This is a genomic window from Asticcacaulis sp. YBE204 (assembly GCF_000495855.1).
Lineage (GTDB): Bacteria > Pseudomonadota > Alphaproteobacteria > Caulobacterales > Caulobacteraceae > Asticcacaulis.
Genome location: NZ_AWGF01000005.1, coordinates 56,026 through 75,256, shown reverse-complemented (window position 1 = coordinate 75,256; position 19,231 = coordinate 56,026). Strand labels below are relative to the sequence as shown.

At 57.3% G+C, this 19,231-nt stretch carries 9 protein-coding genes and 1 pseudogene; all 10 read left to right on the top strand.

Going from position 1 to position 19,231, the window contains the following annotated elements; all coding sequences use genetic code 11:
* The first annotated feature begins 94 nt into the window (after positions 1-94).
* Positions 95-1,534 (top strand): sugar porter family MFS transporter, encoded by a 1,440-nt coding sequence (locus AEYBE204_RS29945; protein WP_035441946.1) that lies wholly within the window; start codon positions 95-97, stop codon positions 1,532-1,534.
* Between the two features lie 50 nt (positions 1,535-1,584).
* A complete protein-coding gene (locus AEYBE204_RS29940; RefSeq protein WP_023462192.1) occupies positions 1,585-4,002 on the top strand; it encodes a glycoside hydrolase family 2 TIM barrel-domain containing protein in 2,418 nt (805 codons plus the stop codon).
* Between the two features lie 670 nt (positions 4,003-4,672).
* Complete coding sequence (locus tag AEYBE204_RS29935) at positions 4,673-8,275, top strand: TonB-dependent receptor (RefSeq protein ID WP_023462191.1); 3,603 nt, start codon at positions 4,673-4,675, stop codon at positions 8,273-8,275.
* A 434-nt stretch (positions 8,276-8,709) separates the two neighbouring features.
* Positions 8,710-10,269: a DUF5597 domain-containing protein gene (locus AEYBE204_RS29930; RefSeq protein ID WP_200862172.1), complete on the top strand. Its 1,560-nt coding sequence runs from the start codon at positions 8,710-8,712 to the stop codon at positions 10,267-10,269.
* A 177-nt stretch (positions 10,270-10,446) separates the two neighbouring features.
* Positions 10,447-11,649 carry a family 43 glycosylhydrolase gene (locus AEYBE204_RS29925; protein WP_023462189.1) on the top strand — a complete coding sequence of 401 codons (1,203 nt, stop codon included), beginning with the start codon at positions 10,447-10,449 and terminating at the stop codon, positions 11,647-11,649.
* A 23-nt stretch (positions 11,650-11,672) separates the two neighbouring features.
* Positions 11,673-13,574 (top strand): polysaccharide lyase family protein, encoded by a 1,902-nt coding sequence (locus AEYBE204_RS29920; protein WP_023462188.1) that lies wholly within the window; start codon positions 11,673-11,675, stop codon positions 13,572-13,574.
* Positions 13,575-13,689: 115 nt separating this feature from the next.
* Positions 13,690-14,208, top strand: a complete 519-nt coding sequence (locus AEYBE204_RS29915) for an RNA polymerase sigma factor (protein ID WP_031230462.1) — start codon at positions 13,690-13,692, stop codon at positions 14,206-14,208.
* The gene (locus tag AEYBE204_RS29910; RefSeq protein WP_023462186.1) at positions 14,205-15,236 is read left to right on the top strand and encodes a FecR domain-containing protein; all 1,032 of its coding nucleotides are present in this window, start codon (positions 14,205-14,207) and stop codon (positions 15,234-15,236) included. The genes AEYBE204_RS29915 and AEYBE204_RS29910 overlap by 4 nt, the downstream gene beginning before the upstream one ends.
* An 87-nt stretch (positions 15,237-15,323) precedes the next feature.
* Positions 15,324-17,936, top strand: a complete 2,613-nt coding sequence (locus AEYBE204_RS29905) for a TonB-dependent receptor (protein ID WP_081724641.1) — start codon at positions 15,324-15,326, stop codon at positions 17,934-17,936.
* 330 nt (positions 17,937-18,266) lie between these two features.
* Positions 18,267-19,020, top strand: a pseudogene (gene istA / locus AEYBE204_RS40850) (IS21 family transposase); the annotation flags it as partial.
* Positions 19,021-19,231: the final 211 nt, after the last annotated feature.

Sequence of the window (19,231 nt, the reverse complement as noted above, 5' to 3'; positions counted from 1 at the left end):
TCTTGACGGGCTTTCGGGGCTCACGTTTAAATCCCCCATAATCATCGCCAAGCTTATTGAAACGGACGCGGCGAAAAAACAGGGGTAAGCTTCCATGCACATTCTTTCTGACGGGCCTTCCGGGACAGGTGCGTCTCCCGACTACCGGTTCAACCTCGGCTATATCTGGATGATATCCGCAATAGCAGCATTGGGCGGGCTTCTGTTCGGTTACGACTGGGTCGTGGTGGGCGGGTCCAAACCGTTCTATGAACCCTATTTCCACCTGACGACCGAAGAACAGATCGGCTGGGCCAACAGTTGCTCCCTGCTGGGCTGCCTGTTGGGGTCGATCCTCAGCGGTTTATTGAGCGACCGCATCGGGCGGAAAAAGCTTTTGATCATCGCCGCCGTGCTGTTTGCTGTGTCTTCGGTGTTTACGGGGTGGGCGCACCGGTTCGATACCTTTGTCTTCTGGCGTATCATCGGCGGCGTCGCCATCGGTGTGGCGTCCAATATTTCGCCGACCTACATCGCCGAGGTCAGCCCGGCGTCCTGGCGGGGACGGCTGGTAACCCTCAATCAACTGACGCTGGTCGTCGGCATTCTGGCAGCGCAGATCGTCAACCTGCTGATCGCGGGCGATGTGACCGTGACGGGACACGACGCCATTCGCGAAACCTGGCAGGGGCAATATGGCTGGCGCTGGATGTTCACCGCCGTGGCGGTGCCGTCGGTCGTGTTTTTCTTCTGCGCGTTTCTGGTCCCGGAAAGCCCACGCTGGCTGATCAAGATGGGCCGCAAGGACAAGGCGGCAGAGGTGCTGCGCAAAATCGGCGGCGATCGCTACGCCGAGGACGAACTGCGCGACATCGAAGCCGGGATCGTTCGCGAGCGTGCGGACAAAAGCTCGCTCGGCGAACTGTTTGCCCCCGCCGTCTTTGGATTATTGCTCACTGGCATCGGTCTGGCAGTCCTCCAGCAGTGGAGCGGCACCAATGTTATCTTCAATTACGCCGAAGAAATCTATCGCGGTGCGGGTTATGACCTCAGCGGCGTCATGTTCAATATCGTGATCACCGGGGCCATCAATCTGATCTTCACGCTGGTGGCGACGGCGACGGTGGACAAACTGGGGCGGCGTACCCTGATGTTGTGGGGCGCAGCGGCCATCACTGTTATGCACGCGCTGTTGGGAGCGGCCTTCTTCTTTCATGTTGAGGGTCCAATCGTCCTGATCCTAACTCTGGGGGTTATTGCCGCCTATGCGACGTCCCTGGCACCGGTGACCTGGGTCCTGTTGTCGGAGATATTTCCGAACCGTATTCGCGGAACGGCCATTTCCATCGCCGTGTCGTCGCTGTGGATTGCCTGCTTTCTGGTCACCTTTACCTTCCCAATTATGAACGAACGGCTGGGCGCGGCGGGTGCCTTCTGGTGTTATGGGGGCATCTGTCTGCTGGGTTTCCTCTTCATCGCCCTGCGCGTACCGGAAACCAAGGGCAAGTCGCTTGAGGAAATCGAAGCGCAACTGGCACATCGGAAACCTCAATAGGGTCCAGAGCCACGTCACTGCTGTGACCACGGAATGAAAAGAGACTGAGCATGTGGAAAAGCCTTGTACTGGCTATGGTCGCCGTTTGGGTGTCGGGAACCGCATCGGTTCAGGCCGAGCGCCTTGATCTGTCGTCGGGTTGGGCCTTCCATAAGGGCGCGACCTTCGGAGCCGAAGCGCTGGGCTTCGACGACAGCGACTGGTCCAAGGTGTCGGTACCGCACGATTTTTCCATTCAGGACAAGCCCGACGGTAGTCCCCCGTTTTCGAAGGAGGCCGTTTCCGGTCAGGACTCCGGCTATCTGCCGGGGGGCGAGGGGTGGTATCGTCGCGAGTTCAGCCTCACGTCCTCACAAGCTTCGGCGACCGTACTGTTGCAGTTCGAAGCGGTCTACATGGACGCCGATATCTGGCTTAACGGCACAAAGATCGCCACGCATCATTACGGATACACCGCCTTCACCCTCGACCTTACGGGAAAGGCGAAGGCGGGACGCAACCTGATTAGCGTTCGGATTAATCACGTCGATCCGTCGTCGCGCTGGTACGCCGGGTCGGGCATTATTCGGCCCGTGCATCTGGAACTGCTCGACAAGCTACATATCGATCCGCTGGGGGTTGCAATCGCGACACCGGTGGCGACCGTCGATAAGGGCGAGATCGAGGTTTCGACCCACCTAAAGAACAGGGGTGGCAAGGCGGGTAAGGTCACGCTCACCACGGTCGTGGTCGATGCACACGGCACCCAGGTAGCGATCTCGACGGAAAGCCAGGCATTGGCGGCAGGTGGCTCCGCAGACCTGTTGCAGCGCCTTATGGTGACCCGGCCGCAATTGTGGTCGATCGACAGCCCCAATCTCTACAGGCTCATTCAGACGGTCCGCGTAGAGGGACGGGTGGTCGACGAACGTGTCACGCGATTCGGCATTCGTTCGATCACGGTGGATGCCGAACACGGGGTGCGGCTCAACGGTCAGCCGATTGAGCTCAAAGGCGGCAATATCCACCACGACAACTATATGCTCGGCGCTGCCGGCTGGCCTGATGCGGACAAACGCAAGGTCGCCCTCATGAAGTCGGCCGGATATAATGCGATCCGAAACGCCCACAACCCGGCCAGTCAGGCGACCCTAGATGCTGCCGACGAACTGGGGGTTCTCATCGTCAACGAAGCGTTCGATATGTGGGGAAAATCGAAAAAATCCAAAGACTATGCCCGGTTTTTCGCTGCCGACTGGCAACAGGATATCGACAGTATGGTCTTGTCCGGGCGTAACCATCCCAGCGTCATTTTCTGGAGCATCGGCAACGAAATTCCTGAGCAGGGCTCCGCCGACGGCGCGCGAATCGCCACGATGCTCTCAGGCCGTATCCGGACACTGGACCCGACACGCTTTGTCACCCATAGTTTCACCTTCAATGCGCCCAATAATACGGCGCTCATCGCCGCACTCGACGTCATCGGCCAGAATTACAAGGCCCCGGCCTTTGAAGCCGAGCATCAGGCCTATCCCAACCGCGTCGTCTATTCGCCGGAATCGACGTCCAAGGACGGTTTCCGTTACTGGCAGATCATCGAAAAAATGCCCTCTGCCGTGGGTGATTTCGTGTGGACCTCGGTCGATTATCTGGGGGAAACCGGTATCGGCTGGATGGGGTATTCAAAGGACTGGAAGCAGTTAGGACCCTACCCGTGGCATCTGGCCTATGCGGGTGAAATCGATGCAACGGGACGCAAGCGACCGGCGGCCTATTATCGCGAGGTGTTCTGGAAAACCGGGTTGACGCCGATCTCGGCTTTTGTCCGCCAACCCAAAGGCAGCGAAGACCTGCCCGATCGTTTCCTGTTCAATCCGCCTGCCGAAGTCGACTGGTCGCTGGAAGATCTGCACGAAAGCTGGACCTGGCCGGGACAGGACGGCAAACCTCTGGAAGTCGTCGTCTATTCTGAATTTCCGGGGGTCGAACTGCGTCTGAACGGTCGTAGCCTCGGTCGCAAGGCGGTAAGCGTGGACACGGAATTCAAGGCGACCTTCAGTGTACCGTACGAACCGGGTGTCCTGACGGCGATCGGCTACCGCGATGGCAAGGCTGCCGGGCAATGGGAGCTAAGGTCGGCGGGTAAACCTGCAAGTGCACGTGTTACCGTGGATCGTCATCAGATGGCGGCCAATGGTCGTGACCTGGCCTATGTATCTATTGAAATCCTCGATGCGAACGGCGTGCCGGTTTACGCTCAGACAGATGACCGAAAAATCACGATCAAGGTTAAAGGGGTGGGTAAATTGCTCGGGGCAGGTAGTGGACATCCGGCGCGATTGGAGAGCTTTACGTCAGGACATTTAACTTCGTTTCATGGCCGCGCGGTTGCCGTGATTCAATCGAGAGAGACCGCAGGGCAGATCGCCATCGAGATAAGTGTGGATCAGCTACCAGTTAAGCGAATCACGGTTCAGACCATTCACTAGAGTCCCTCAGCTACCTCGGCAGGTCCCCTTGCGATTCGGGAGATAACGGGCGCTGTAAGATATACCAACTGGCTTTGTAGTTATCGGGATACGGAAGCCATTTTTACCGTGCTTCGAAGGCGCGGCAGAAGTGAGATTGTCAGGTCAATTTTTTGACAGAGATATGACCAAATTGTCGCATCTGGGACTGAAGTTTGCGCAAGTAACACACCCGTTCGAAAGACAACCCAGTCCTGACTAAGGCTGCATGTGTCAAAAATAATTATTTGAATTCAATATAATAGTAGAAATTTACCAACCTAAGCGTCCGGTGGTAAGGTCCATTCATCGGGATAATGCCCTCGAATTGTCCAGCCAATATCTTCAAAATTGTTGAAATTGATCGACCGGTGTTGTTGACACACATGTATTATTGTATGTTATGTAATACAAAATAAAGAAACGAGCGATGCGGGCCAGCGCCCGATATCGCGCACCAATAACCGTGAAGCGAACGCGTAGGCTCAGTCTTGTTCGCAGCCTCAGGCGATGCCTGCACTCAGGGACGTTCGTTTTTCGACGTGATCGTTCGTCGGTCGTCCTTCAAATCACTTTCAAAAAATTAGCGCTGTCATGCGCAGGGGAAACGTCAATGAATCCTAATCCCAACCGTCCATTTTCAAGCGTACTCATGCGAAGCTCAGGGCTGGCCGCTATTCTGCTGGTCGCCGGTGCCACAGTGGGTATGGCGCAACAAACCGCTTCGGTCCCCCAATCAGCCAATGGCGATGAGACTACAACAGTCATCGTGGTGGGATCGCGTGCATCTCAACAAAGTGCCATCGACCGGAAGAAAAAAGCCAAGACGGCAACCGATTCGATTGTCGCCGATGATGTCGGATCATTCCCCGATCGCAATCTGGCCGAGGCTCTGTCCCGCATTCCGGGTATGGCTCTGCAACGCGGTGAAACCGGCGAAGGCGCTGGTGTCAATCTTCGGGGTAATTCGAACGACCTGACGCGCGTCGAAATGGACGGTATGTCCGTAACGGGGGGCGGGTTCGATCTTGCTAATGCAACGGATGGGGGCGGACGCGGTAGTGACCTGCGCGAACTACCCGCTGACCTGATCAAAAGCATCGACGTCGTAAAGGGCAACACACCCGACCTGACCGAAGGCGGGCTGGGCGGTTCGGTACAGATTCAGACCCGAACCGGTCTGGATTTCAAGAAACCTTATTTTTCCATGCGCGTGTCAGGTGAGCGCAACTCTTTGAGCCAGAGGTGGTCGCCGGATATCAATCTGGTGGCGTCGCGCAAGTTCTTCAACAATCGGCTGGGCGTCATCTTCAATCTGTCCACGACGCGTAAGCTGAACGACAGCCACCAGCTGAACAACGCCGGGTCCAGCAACGCCCAAGGTTATGCGCGAGCCTACGATTTCGACAATTCGCCGAACAAGACTTTTCAGTTCAATCCCTCGACAGTGAGCGGCGTCGGTGCGACGGACCCGGTCGCGAGCTGGGCTCTGGCCACCGGTACAGGTAACTTCAATACCCTTAGTCCGTTGGAAATTGTTACACGCTCGGCGAATGCTAAGACCAAGGCTGAGTGTCTGACGGCACTTCCGCTCTATACCGCGGCTGAACTCAATACTATTTCCGCTGGGTCCAACAATAACAACCGTCGCGACGCTCAGGCTCAGCGCATTTCCGAGCAGGTCACCTGTCTCAACCAATGGAACGACTATTCGCCCGCCAGCGTACGCGACGTAAATCTCACCCAGTACGAAAAGCGCATCTCAGCCGACATCCGTTTCGATTATCGCGTAAACGACAATCTGAACGTCTATCTGAAGTATCAGATTGCCAACCGCGATCAGGAAGATATCCGCCGCAATCGTTCGCGCGGCGGCATCGGCTCAACCTTTTCGACGACGCCTCTGGTGACCAACACTAATATCGCCGTCGGCACGATTAATCCTGTAACGCCCATAACGGGCTTTTACCTGTTCAATGCCGGTATGCCGACCGGCTCCGTGGCGCTTGACAGCACGCTGGCAGGTTCCAACGTCCAGAATTCGTTCCCTTATTACGGTGTTGGGGTCAATGTGGTGCCCGGTTCCTACAAGGTGGACGCCAATCACTATCTGACCGAGTTCGATTTCAACAACGGTTCTATTTTCTACGACAATATCCGCAACGATCAGGTATGGCAGAATAACTACCTGCTGGTCGGCGGAAACTATAAAAAGGGTCCACTGAAAATCGACTTCCAGGCCAGTCGTTCGTCTGGCACCTATAGCCGGTATGATAAGCGCTTCAGCTTGCAAATCCCCTACGGCACAGGCCATATGGAGGTGCAGGAAAGCGGCCTGTGGTCCGTCGAATATCCTGCGAACTTCAACCCTGACGACTGGTCGAGCACTGTGCCGATGCTGGCTCCGACCGGTACTGCTCAGCAACAGGCCGAGGCGGCGCTGTATTCGGCGACCGTAGCGGTGAACTATTCGCCCCTGATGAGTGAAAACGGCGAAAAAGCGGCCAAGTTCGATTTGACCTACCGTTTGCCGGAGGTACCGTTCCTTAAACTGTTCAAGACCGGTGTCAGCTATCGAAACCTGGAAAACGAACGTTGGGGCGGGGGCGGCTATACGCCGGTGCCAGGGGTCAACGTGCCGACCAACACCTTGCGCGGCAATATCCGGGCCTGTGAAAATCAGGCGACGACCACTGCCGCCAATCGCTGCGTCTATGGTTATGTGCCCAACGCTCTGACGGGTACCAATTTCAATCATGGTCAGGAAACCGTCACGCGCGCCCAACTGCTCTCCCTCTATCAGAACAGCGTTGAAAGCTTCGATGGGGCCTTTATGCCGGGCTATGAGGGCGTTGAAGGCCTGAGCCTTTGGAATACCATCGACGTCGAAAAGGCGTTTAATCAGATGGCGGGCAACGTCAATATGAACTTCGACTGCATGAAGGTCTGTACGGGCAGTGATGGAAAGCTATATGCCCAGCCGACGAACCGGACGTTCGAAACCATCACGGCCGCCTATTACATGTTCGAGTTTGAACAGAAGTTGCCTTTCAACATGAGCTTTGACGGCAATTTCGGCGTTCGTATGGTGAAGTCCGAAGTCGAAGGCATCGGCACGGTGGCCGTGTCGTCAATTCGCAAGATCATTTCCACACCCGCCAATCCAGCCACCGACTGGAATGCCACAACGGGCAATACGCGCGTGACGACGACGACTCTTCGCCGTCCCATCAGTATTGAGCGCTCCTACACCGACTGGATGCCCAGCTATAACGCCAACCTTTGGCTTATCGATGACAAGCTGGTCCTGCGTTACAACTGGTCGAAATCCGTTGCCCGCCCATCCCCTGGCAAGCTTTGGCCCGCCGGTGAATGCTCTGTCGATGAACGAATCGAAGATCGCTTCGACGAGGGCGAGGAGGATCTCGACATGACCTGCTCGACCTTCGGCAATCCGGACCTGAAGCCTTACAGGGCCAATAAAAATAACACCTCGATTGAATGGTACCCCAACCGCGACAGCTCCTTCTCTCTGGCTTATTTCCGCCAGAAAGTACTGGTCGGTGGGCCGGAAACCGTCCGCGTCACTGATCAGCCGGTCTTTACCGGCACGGACGAGGTCGATCCGATTACGGGTCGCAAGCTGTCTGACTTCCTGTTCACCTTCAACACCTACAAAAATGGCGAAGGCTATGTGATGTCGGGCTGGGAATTCTCCTCCAAGACAGCATTTACTTTCCTGCCTTGGTATCTGCGCTACACCGGTGCCGACTTCAATATCTCGACCAACGACTCTAAGGGGCGCGCTGGCTATATCGATCCGATCACCGGTGACAGCCTGGGCGTGCCTAGCCGCGCCAAGTATTTTGCAAATCTGGCGGTCTGGTACGACGACGGCAAAACCAATGCGCGGATCGCCTATCAACGGCGCGATCGGGTGTTTAGCTGTGTGTCCGCCTGCGGCCGCAATGTGGAAGGTGTTTATGCTTTCCCGAACCAGAACCCAAACAACTTCGTTCGACTGCCCTACAACCCGGGCGAAGCCTATTACACCAAGGAATATGCCTATCTCGATGCCAAGGTGACACACAAACTCAGCCCGAACGTGGAACTCTATTGGGAAGGTCGCAATCTGCTCAAGGAAGCCAATATCCAGATCGGTTCCGATGCGCGTGGGTTTGTAGACCAGGAATACCAATGGGCGGCATCTTACGGCGGTCGCCGCTTCACCGTGGGCTTCGTCTATCGGAACTGATCTTCAATAACTCTATCCCCGACCAGGAGCCCTGCGGTGTTGGCCGCCCTTCTCCCCTCCGGTCGCACCTTAGCAGGCACGGTCACGTGCCTGCTCTTTTTGTATGGACATTGAGCGTCCCACTCAAAAATCCTGGAATAAATACAGCGTTCTTTTAGGTTTTCAGGTTCCCCTTTTTTGTGCCGATACGTCTTACCTCATTAATCAATCAAATCGCATAAGATTGAGGGGAGAGTAGGGATAAACTATCGCACACTTGGGCGCTCTCCTTTAGGGATGACACTCACTTCGTGCCCGACGTCCCGTCTTTTTCGACTTGTCATTTATCATCTTACGTCAGGCAGGAACTCATGAGATTGAACCACTGGGCTTTCGCTTTTACCGCGCTGAGCATAGCTGCTGGTTTTTCGGCTAACGCCCAGAAGGCGCCGCACTTGAAACAGCAGGGAACGGTCAAGCAACTGATCGTCGACGGCAAGCCCATGTTGATCCTCGGTGGGGAACTCGGCAATTCCACGGCGTCGGACCTTAAATACCTCGATCGCTACTGGCCTACGCTCAAAACAATCGGTCTCAACACGATCATCGCGCCGGTCGAATGGGATCAGATCGAACCGAAGGAGGGTGTCTATGACTTCGCCCCCCTGGAGGGGCTTATCCAGCAAGCCGAAGCCAACAAGGTGAAGGTGGTGCTGCTGTGGTTCGGCGCGTGGAAAAACTCCACGTCGAGCTACACGCCGGCCTTTATCAAAAAGGACTATAAGACCTATTCGCGGGCGCAAGACGACAATGGCGTGCCGCAGGATATCCTGAGCGCTTACGATCCCGACAATCTGAAGGCCAACCAACGGGTGTTTGGCGCGCTTATGGGGCACCTGAAAGCTTTTGATAAGAACCATACGGTCGTGATGGTGCAGGTCGAGAACGAACCGGGGATGTTACCGGTCGTGCGCGACTATAGCCCTCAAGCCGAAGCCGCTTACAAGGGTCAGGTGCCGAAGGCGCTCACCGCCTACCTCGCGAAAAACAAATCCACCCTTCATCCGTTCGTGCGCGATGCCTGGGCGAGCGGGGGCAACAAGACGGCGGGGACCTGGGCTGAGGTTTTTGGCTCCAGCGTCGAAGGCGAAGAAATCTTTCAGGCCTGGGGCTATGCCACTTATCTGAACGCGCTGACCAAGGCAGGCAAGGCCGCCTATGATCTGCCCATGTATCTGAACAGTGCCCTCAACCGCCCGGATCAAAAGCCCGGTCAGTACCCAAGCGCCGGGCCCATCCCGCACGTCTTCGACATCTACAAGGCGGGTGGCCCCGACATCGATTTGCTGGCGCTTGACGCCTACTTTCCCAATTTCGTTTACTGGGCCGATCAGTTTAAGCGGCCAGACAATCCGGTCTTTGTCCCCGAGGCGAACCGCGCCGGTCGTACAGAGGCGGCAGGGGATGCGTTCTATACGCTAGGCGAACTGGAAGGCATCGGGTTCTCGCCCTTCCACATCGAAACACTTCCTAATCCCGAAACCCATCCGCTCACCGATGCCTATAGAGTCTTGAACCAAGTTGCGCCGATCGCTCTGGCGCATCAGGGCAAGGGAACCATCCGCGGTTTTCGGGCGCCTGTGAACTATGAAGGGGTGATCGACGAAACGCCGAAGGTCTTCGATCTGGGTGGCTACAGCCTGACGGTTTCCATGGTCGATTCCCGAACCCCGAAGGACACTCAGGACATCAAGGCGCATGGCGGCCTCATCGTTCAAACCGGGAAGGACGAATTCCTCGTTGCGGGCCGCGGTGTCATCATCCGCTTTGCCGACGCCGACAAGACCTCCGGCTATCGCGTTGGTCTCGAACAAATTGTTGAGGGCGAATATGTCGATGGCGAATGGGTGCCCGGAAGGTGGCTCAATGGTGACGAAAGCGGGCAGGGTCGGTATCTGCGTCTGCCGCCGGAGAAATTCGGTATCCAGAAGCTTAAGGTCTATCGCTACAAATAATCTGAGTGTCGAAACGGTGGCGGCCCGTGTGAGCGGGTCGTCGCAGTCTTTGCCGCCCACCGTGACAAACTGACGAATGCCGTCGCACTTAAGTTTTCGTCTCGTGAAAGGTACCCTATGACTGATCCCATAAACCGCCGCGCCTGGTTGACGGGGTGTGCTTCAACGGCGGCAGCCATGGCCTTGCCGGTCCGGGCTCAGGACAAGTTCACCTATCCGACCTATCCTAAGCCTGGTACGCCAAAGCGGGCGGATGCCGACAACAGCCGTCGCACCATACCGGCGCCCGTTCGCGATTACTGGCCCTATTCGGGAATCAGTGGTCCGGGTATGCCCGTCACCGATGAGACAGCGCGTGGTGGCTGGGCCTCCGGCTTGATTGATAATAAATACAGGGGCCCTGTGCCGCGCCGCTACCCCACGGCGGCATGGACAGACGATGATAGCGGTTCTGCGGTAACCCGCGGCCTCATGCCGCCCCTGCGGCCGATCTGGGACGTTCATATTCGTGATACGATCATCTGCCTCGGTGGCGATGGATATTATTACATGACGGGGACGACCGGCGACAACTGCTGGGCATTCAATGATGGCATCGAACTTTATAGATCCTCCGACTTTAAAACGTGGAAATATTTGGGTTTGGTCTGGAGCATCGAGCGCGATGGAACGTGGGAGAAGAACTGGACCATGCGCGAGGGCGTGCCGTTCCGGACAATCTGGGCGCCGGAGATTCATTTCATCAACGGAAACTATTATATCTGCCACTGCATGAGTGGTGTCGGCATGGGCATTCTCAAGAGTACGAGTGGCAAGCCGGAAGGGCCCTATATCCACGTAGTTCAGTCGGAACCAATCAAGGGCGGCATCGACTCGACCCTGTTCAAAGATGACGATGGCCGCATTTATCTGACCTACGGCGCAGCGGCGCAAATACGCGAAATCAAGCGCGACTTCAGCGGCTTTGCCGGTGAGTGGCAGACAATCGCCTATGACATGCCGCCACTGCCCCCTAGTCCCGAACGCCCTGGGCCGGTCGGAGGGCCACGTATCGGCTTTGAAGGCGCAACGGTGTTCAAGGCCAATGGACGCTATTATATAGGCTGTTGCGACTTTATCGAGGGACGATATTCCTTCATGTTCGGCTCGTCCGACACGCTTTTAGGGCCGTATCGAGACCGCCACGAAGGGCCATCGGGAAGCGGTGGGGGCAATGTGTTCCGCGATAAGAAAGGCCGCTTGTGGCTTACCTATTTCGGCAATGACAACCAGATGCCATTCCGTGAAAAGCCGGGCCTGGCGGCCATCGAGTTCGATTCTGCGGGCAAGGTTATCTTGTCCCCAAAGCAGCCGTTTGCCAGCAAAGCCTGGAAAGCCTGAATAGTATTCACCGGAGGCCCCGCATGATGTTCAAGATCAAAACGATAGCCGTGGTCCTTGCGATCGCGCTAGGTATGATGTCCGGTCTGTGCTTCGCCAACGTTCCCGGAGGCGGCTCCGGCTCTGGACCGGATGTCACCCTGAAGGATGAAGGCGACACCTACCTTCTGGATAACGGGATTGTTTCCATCCGCGTCAAAAAAGCCGACGCGACCATTCGTAGCTTTAGCTACAACAACCTCAACCTGTTTGACGGCGGTCATGGGGGAGGACAGTTCTATTTCAGCTGGAATACGCCAAATTATGGCGGCCCAAAAGGCACGGCATCTCTCACGGTCAATCTGGCCTCGACGAAAGGCGATTATGCGGAGGTAAAGGTCCACAGCCCATGGTCGGGCAAGGCCACCGACGGCGCGATGGACGTCGATATCTATTATAGCCTTAGGCGCGGCGCTCAGGGATTTTATGTAACCGCCATGATCGATCACCCCGCAGATTACCCGCGCACCGAAGTCGGTGAATGGCGTTCGAACGCCTATGTCAGCCCAATCTTCGATTGGCTGAGTGTCGATGCGCTGAGGCAGCGCAAAATGCCGACACTGGATGATATGAAAGCGGCCAAAGCTGTCGAAGGGGCTCCGAAAGAGGTCACGCAGCTAACGACGGGGCAATATGCCGGGCAATACGAATGCAAATACAGCTACAGCGCCGATCTCGGTGACCTCAAGGTCTGGGGCTGGAGCAGCACGACCAAGCGCGTTGGTATTTGGATGACCGTGCCGAGCCACGAATACTACAACGGCGGCCCGATGAAGCGAGAACTGACGGTTCACATGAACCACACCCTGCTGAATATGCTCAACGGATCGCACTACAGTCAGGGTACGCAGCTCGTCTTGGAAGCGGGAAAATCGTTTCAGAAAACCTGGGGGCCGTATTTTGTTTATGCGAACAGCTACGAGGGCGCGGTTTCCGATCCATCGTCGAAAGTCGTTGATGCGCTCTGGCGTGACGCACAGGCTCAGGCGGACGCCGAACAGGCGGCATGGCCCTATGAATGGTTTAAAAATGCCAACTACGTTCAGGCATCGGGACGCGGTACGCTTTCCGGCGTGCTCAAGGTCGAGGACCGCGGCAATCTGAAAGCGTCGGCAGCGGGCGCGTGGATCGGTCTGGCGCCCGACGATCAGGGCACCGACTTCCAGATGCAGGGCCGCACGTACCAATTCTGGGTCAAGACCGACGCAAACGGGCGTTTCAAAATACCCAATGTGCTGCCGGGTACCTATAATCTGTGGGCCTTCGGTGCGGGCAATGCCGACACTTTCAAACGCGCAAAGGTCGAAATAGGCGCGGGTAAGGCCGTGGACCTCGGCGTGGTAAAATGGACAGCGACGCGTGTCGCCGAAACGGTATGGGAGATCGGCCTCCCAGACCGGGATGCCAAGGAATTCAACAATGGCGAATTTAACTACACTCAATGGGCTACCTTTGAAAGATCGCGCACTGACGCCGACACCGGCCTGACCTATACAGTGGGCAAAAGCGACTGGCGCAAGGACTGGAACTACGCGCAGTTCGGCCCGACCCCGTGGACCATCAATTTCGCGCTGACAAAGGCACCGGCGACCAACGCGCCCGCCGCACTTTACCTCGCTCTGGCCTCATCGGAAAACACGATAGAGGTGACGGTCAACGGAAAGACGATTGGTACGTTCAAGCCGGTACAGCCCAGCCACGCCCCGGTGCGCCTCGGCAGTCATGGTGCCTTTGCCGATACGCGCCTGACGATTCCAAGCGGTTTGCTGAAGTCAGGTACCAATAGCGTCACCCTTACCCAGATCGGCGGAAAATCGAAAACGGGTACCACGCAATATGACTACATCCGTTTGGAGGCAGCCGGAGCGAAGTTGGGAACTCTCTGACCCATGTCCTTAGCGTGTCATGTGAGGTAATCTTCGGCTCTATGGTGTTTTCAGGTTCCCCATTTTGGATATGAAACGTCTTACTTAGGTCTGATAACGCACCCATGGACAAGCTGTGAACGCCAAACCTCTGACAGATATTGAACGGTTGAACGCCCGTTATCGATCCCCGATGATGTCGTTCTTCATGCGTCGTTCAGTCACCCACAGCGATGCCGAGGATTTAACACAGGAAGTGTTTGTGCGTTTGATTTCGTCTTATTCTGGCGAGGTCGAGAACGTCGACGCCTATATCTTCCAGATCGCCGCCAATATCCTGCGCGACCGCGGCCGAAAGGAAATGGTCCGCAATTCCGAAATGGCGCGGCAAAATCTGGAAAGCATGGCGTCGATTGATGTCTTTGATCCGTCGCGGATCTTGCTCGGACGGGAGTCTCTCCGGGCCGTATCGCGTTATCTCGATGATCTTCCCGAGAAGACGCGCGATATCTTTATCCTTTTCCGCGTCGAAGGCCTGCACCAGGAGGAGATTGCCTCCGGCCACAACATCAGCGAACGTGCGGTTCGCAAACATATTGCCAAGGCCTTTGAACATGTCATGCGTAAACTCAACGAAGAGGGGCATAGTCAATGACCAATCCTAAGCCCATCGACACGCTCGCCGGCGCCGCCCACTGGTACGCTCTTTTGGCCACCGGCCCTTTGTCCGCAGCTGAACAGTACGAACTCCAGGCCTGGCTGGCTCAAAATCCGGACCATGCCGACGCGCTGAAAGAAGCGACGCGGATATGGGACAGCTTTGAGGTCGAAACCCTGCCGACAGAATTTGATGTCCAGCGGTCGGCCGCGCTGAGCCGCCTTGCGGCCTCTAAACGCAAAAACGCCCGGCAACGGACCAGGCGCTTCTGGATACCGAGCGCCATCGCCGCGTGTCTGGTGTTGGCCGTCGGGATGGGGGGGACCGTCGCGTTCCTAAAGGCACGTGAACCCGTTAGGTACGCGACTGCAGCGGGCGAAAGCCGTGTTGTGGTGCTTAATGACGGCTCCAGAGTGACGCTTGATGCCGACACGGCCATCAAGGTGCAATTCCGCAGCAATATCCGCCAAGTGTGGTTGACCAAGGGCCGGGCGAATTTCGAAGTCGCCGGAAATCCGGTCAGACCATTTACGGTCGATGCCACCGAGAGAACCGTTGTGGCGACTGGGACAGAGTTTACGGTCGAGAAGATGAGCGCCGAGCTGCGCGTCGTGCTCTATGAGGGCCATGTCGCGATCATGGCCAAGAAGATGCTGCCGAACGGGCCGGGCTCGTCTGTCACCGGCGCGGAGAGCTACACCGAAGCGACCCTTGAGCCGGGATCGACCTATGTCTATTCCACCATAGCCAAGGCCACGCGCATAGCGCCGTTGAAGAAAAGCGACGATCTCGATTGGCAAAAAGGTATACTCGCGTTCGATAAGGAGCCCTTGCCCCTCGCCATCGAACGGGCCAACCGCTATTCCAAGGACAAGATCGTCCTGAAAGACGTTAAACAGAAGGACATCAAGGTCAGCGGCGTATTCAAGGCCGGGGATCAGGCCGCATTCGTCGATGGCGTGGCGACGTTTAATGGTCTTAAGTCGCGTGAAAGCAAAGGCGGGTACACGCTTTCCGATCACTAGGTTTAAAGGTGTGATCGGGGTCTGGGTTTCTGCTATGGTTTCGCCAGGGGCGCCTGACAGTTTCGGTAACGGAGCCGGATTCGAAGAATGAGCTTGAGGCAGGGATTACATGCTCTGGGAGGATTTGGTTTCCTGATCTTCGCCGGTGTGGGTCCGATAGCGCTATCATCCGGTGCCGTCCACGCCCAGACCCAGACGATCACTTTCAATATCGCAGCCCAACCGCTCGACCAGGCGCTTTTCGCTTACTCATCGCAGTCAGGTCAGCAGGTGATTTACGACGGCGGTGTGATTTCCGGCAAGATGAGCCGAGCACTCAAGGGGACGTTTACCCGGCAACAGGCACTCTCAAAGCTGCTGGAAGGCACCAACCTGAAATTCCGGGTGCGACCGTCCGGCGTCGCGATCCTGTACGCCGCAGCCGACGTGGAGTTGCCGGCGCCGGCAGCCTCCAATCGCGCGCCGGCGCAGACCGTTGACCCGGAACCGACCGTCGTCATCGTGACGGCGACCAAGCGCCCCCGCAATCTCCAGCGCGTGCCGATGGCGGTCTCCGCCGTCAAGACCCGATCCTTTGAAGTTTTTGGCACCGAGCAGGTCGAGGAATTGACGAAGGTGGTGCCCGCCTTGACCGTGATCCAGGGCGATACGCCCGCGAACAGCGCCTATATCCTGCGCGGCATTGGCACGGTCACCGCCTCGATTGCGGCGGAACCGAGCGTGCTGGTGCAGGTTGATGATGTGCCGTCCCTTTTTCAGGCCCGGTCCTTTGTCGACCTGACCGACGTCGAGCGCATCGAAATCCTGCGTGGCCCGCAAAACACCCTTTATGGCCGATCGTCGACCGGTGGCACCATCAGTATCATCACGGCCGGGCCGACCCAGGTCTTTAGCGCCGCCTCGACCGGCACGGTGACGTCCGATGCCGAGCGGCGATTGGCGTTTCATACGTCAGGGCCTATCGGCAAACACCTCTTTGTCCGCGTGGCAGGCAATCTGGCTACCTACGACGGCGCGGCGGAAAATCTCACCCTTGGCGAACGCGTCAACGGCTATGAGAGCGGCAGCGTGCGCGCCAAGGTCCTTTGGGCGCCGTCGCGGCGCACGCAGGCTCTGCTGTCCGGGTGGTACAACCACAACCGGTCGAGGTGCTGCGTATCGGCCTATGTGTCGCTCGCCGACGACGCGCGTCTGCGCCCGGACGGAGGTCTCGTCTCGGTGCCACAGAGCGTCTTCGCGACGGACATCGTTGCCGCCGCTGATAACCGCACTATTCGACAGGACACCCGCACCTTTGCTGATCTGAAAGACGGCGGCCTGTCGCTGAAATTTGAGCAGATATTCGGCGAGGGCTACCGCCTGACATCGGTCACCTCGATCTCAAAATTCACGATGTCCGATCAGGTTGATGCAGACGGCGGCGAGTTGCCGAATTTCACCGCCCGCCAAGTCGGTTCAGGCACAATGTCGCAAAGCGCCATCGACCGATTGCTCCTGGTCGAACCGCGCTTCGGTGATTTTCTTGCTGCCGGAAATGTCCAACTCGACGGCTACGCCGCTGATGGCAAAACCCAGGAGCTTCGCTTTCTGTCGCAAGCCGATGCCTTGCGCTACATGGTGGGCGTTTTTCTCTCCGACAACGAGGTGCGCCTCGACAGCGCCCGCGGTCCCGCCTTTGGCCAGTACCGGTGGAACGCACTGGCCCGAAGCAAGGACACGGATCTGTTCGGGCAGGTGGACTGGACGTTCCGCCCCGAAATGTCCCTCTCTTTGGGCGTGCGTAGCCAGCACAAGACCTATGGTTACCGCTTCGAGGATATGTTGGCGAACCGGTCTTGGGTCGACCGCCGCAAGGACAATTCCACCAGCGTTCGCCTGAGCGTGCAGCGCATCAGCGACGCCGGGAATACGATCTATTTGGCTCTGGCAACTGGCCATAAGGCGCCGGCCTTCGATCTCTCAAATGGCTTTGATCAGGCGCGCGCCGACAGAGGGCCCGTTAGAGCCGAAGAGGCTCGGTCGATCGAAACAGGCTGGAAGGTTCGCAATAGCAGCAGAAGCTACGCATACCTATCGGTGTTTCGCGTCGACTACGACGATTTTCAAAGCCAGTCGACGGACTATGCGACCGGCCAGACCTATCTTGACAATGTCGATAAGGTTCGTACGCAGGGCATTGAATTTGACGCGTATCGCCTGATGAATCCGTACTGGCGCATTACTTTCACCGGCCACTACCTCGACGCCCGCATCGTCGACTATAGGCATGCCCCCTGTTATCCGGGGCAGACGGTGGCACAAGACTGCCGGGGCACGCCGGGGCGGCAAGACCTGACCGATCGCCAGCTTCCGCACGCGCCGCGCTGGAAATTCAACCTCATGAACGACTACAATCTCCGACCCAATCCCCGGCAGTGGCTGGTCCTGAGCGGCGCTTACCGATGGCAAAGTGCGACCCTGATGGCCATAAGCCAGGATCCAAATGCGCGGCAGGAAGCCTTTGGCGTGTTGGACCTGTCCGCCGGGCTTCACGATGTCCGTGGAAAATACGCCGTTACAGCCTTCCTCAGCAATGTCTTCGATACCTTCTTCGCTTCCGCCCGTCAAAGCGAGTACCGAACCCAGCCTCTGTCGGTTGTGCAGGTTCCGGCGCGCGACTCCGCCCGGAGCTTCGGCATACGGGTGATGATGAGTTATTGAGCGGCGGAGCGTTGGGAATGGAAGGGATCTAAAATGACGTCGAGGCGGCGCTGACCAGCAGACCTTAAATTTTACGTACAGGGGCGGGGCCATGTCAAAATCAAAACACTGCGGTATGCCGTGGGTTCCGATTCCGGGGTGATGGCGCCACCTGTTGCGAAATGATGGCGCCAGTCGTTCCGAGATAATCCCGCCAGGGGTTCGGATGCAGGCTTCGTCAGAGTTACGGTCTTCTTTTTTCGAGGAGAGATGCCGACGGAGAGAATTGCCATGCGCCGGGTGCGCGAAATGATCCGCCTCAAGCTCGAGGGTGGGCTATCGATAAGTTAGATCGCCATGCGTTGCGGGATCGCGCTATCGACGCTGCGGGAAATGATGAATCGACACGCATCGTCCGGCATAGGCTGGCCTCTGCCGTTGGATCTGACAGACGCAGAGTTGGAGCGCAGGCTTTACGTCGAGGCCGGCACGAAGTAAGGGCATCGCCGCCGGCCGGAGCCGGACTGGCGACGCTGAACCGCGAGCTGAAGAAGACGAACGTCACCCTTCAGATCCTATATCGCTGCCAATCCCGACGGGTACCTCTACAGCCGGTTCTGTGACCTTTACCGCAACTGGGAAAGCCGCCTTCCGGTGACGATGCGTCAGACGCATCTGGGTGACGACAAACTGTTCGCCGATTATGCCGGTGACAAGGTGCCTGTGATTGTCGATCGCCGTACGGGCAAGACACAGGACGCCACTTTTTCGTCGCCGTCATCGGTGGCTGAAGCCTCAGCTTTGCGTTGGCGACCTGGACGGAGAAGTTACCCGACTGGATCGAGGGCCACATTCAAGCCTTGGCCTTTCTGGGCGGCGTGCCGGCCCTGATCGTACCGGACAATCCGAAGGTCGCTGTTATCAAGGCGGGCTTCTACGACCCGCAAATCAACCGCACCTACGCCGAGCTAGCCGCTCATTACGGCACGGCGATCTTACCCGCCGACCGCGTCGTCCGCGTGACAAGGCCAAGGTAGAGGCCCTGGTTCGCATCGTCGAGCGTTGGCTATTGGGCAAGCTCCGCCATCAGCGCTACTACAGCCTTAGGCCATACGCCATCGGGTAAAGGTTTCACTTTAACACAGTCGCGGTTGCCGCCATTATTACGCTCTTCCCGCCGTAGGGCAAGACGGTGTCCGCTGCCGAGGTTGCCAGCGTCACTCACCAAGGACGGCAAGGTTCAAACCTCCCAAACGCCATTTTTTCGGGCCCTTGACCAGACCCGTCTCACTCGCCGGGTCTGGTTTCTTTTTAGC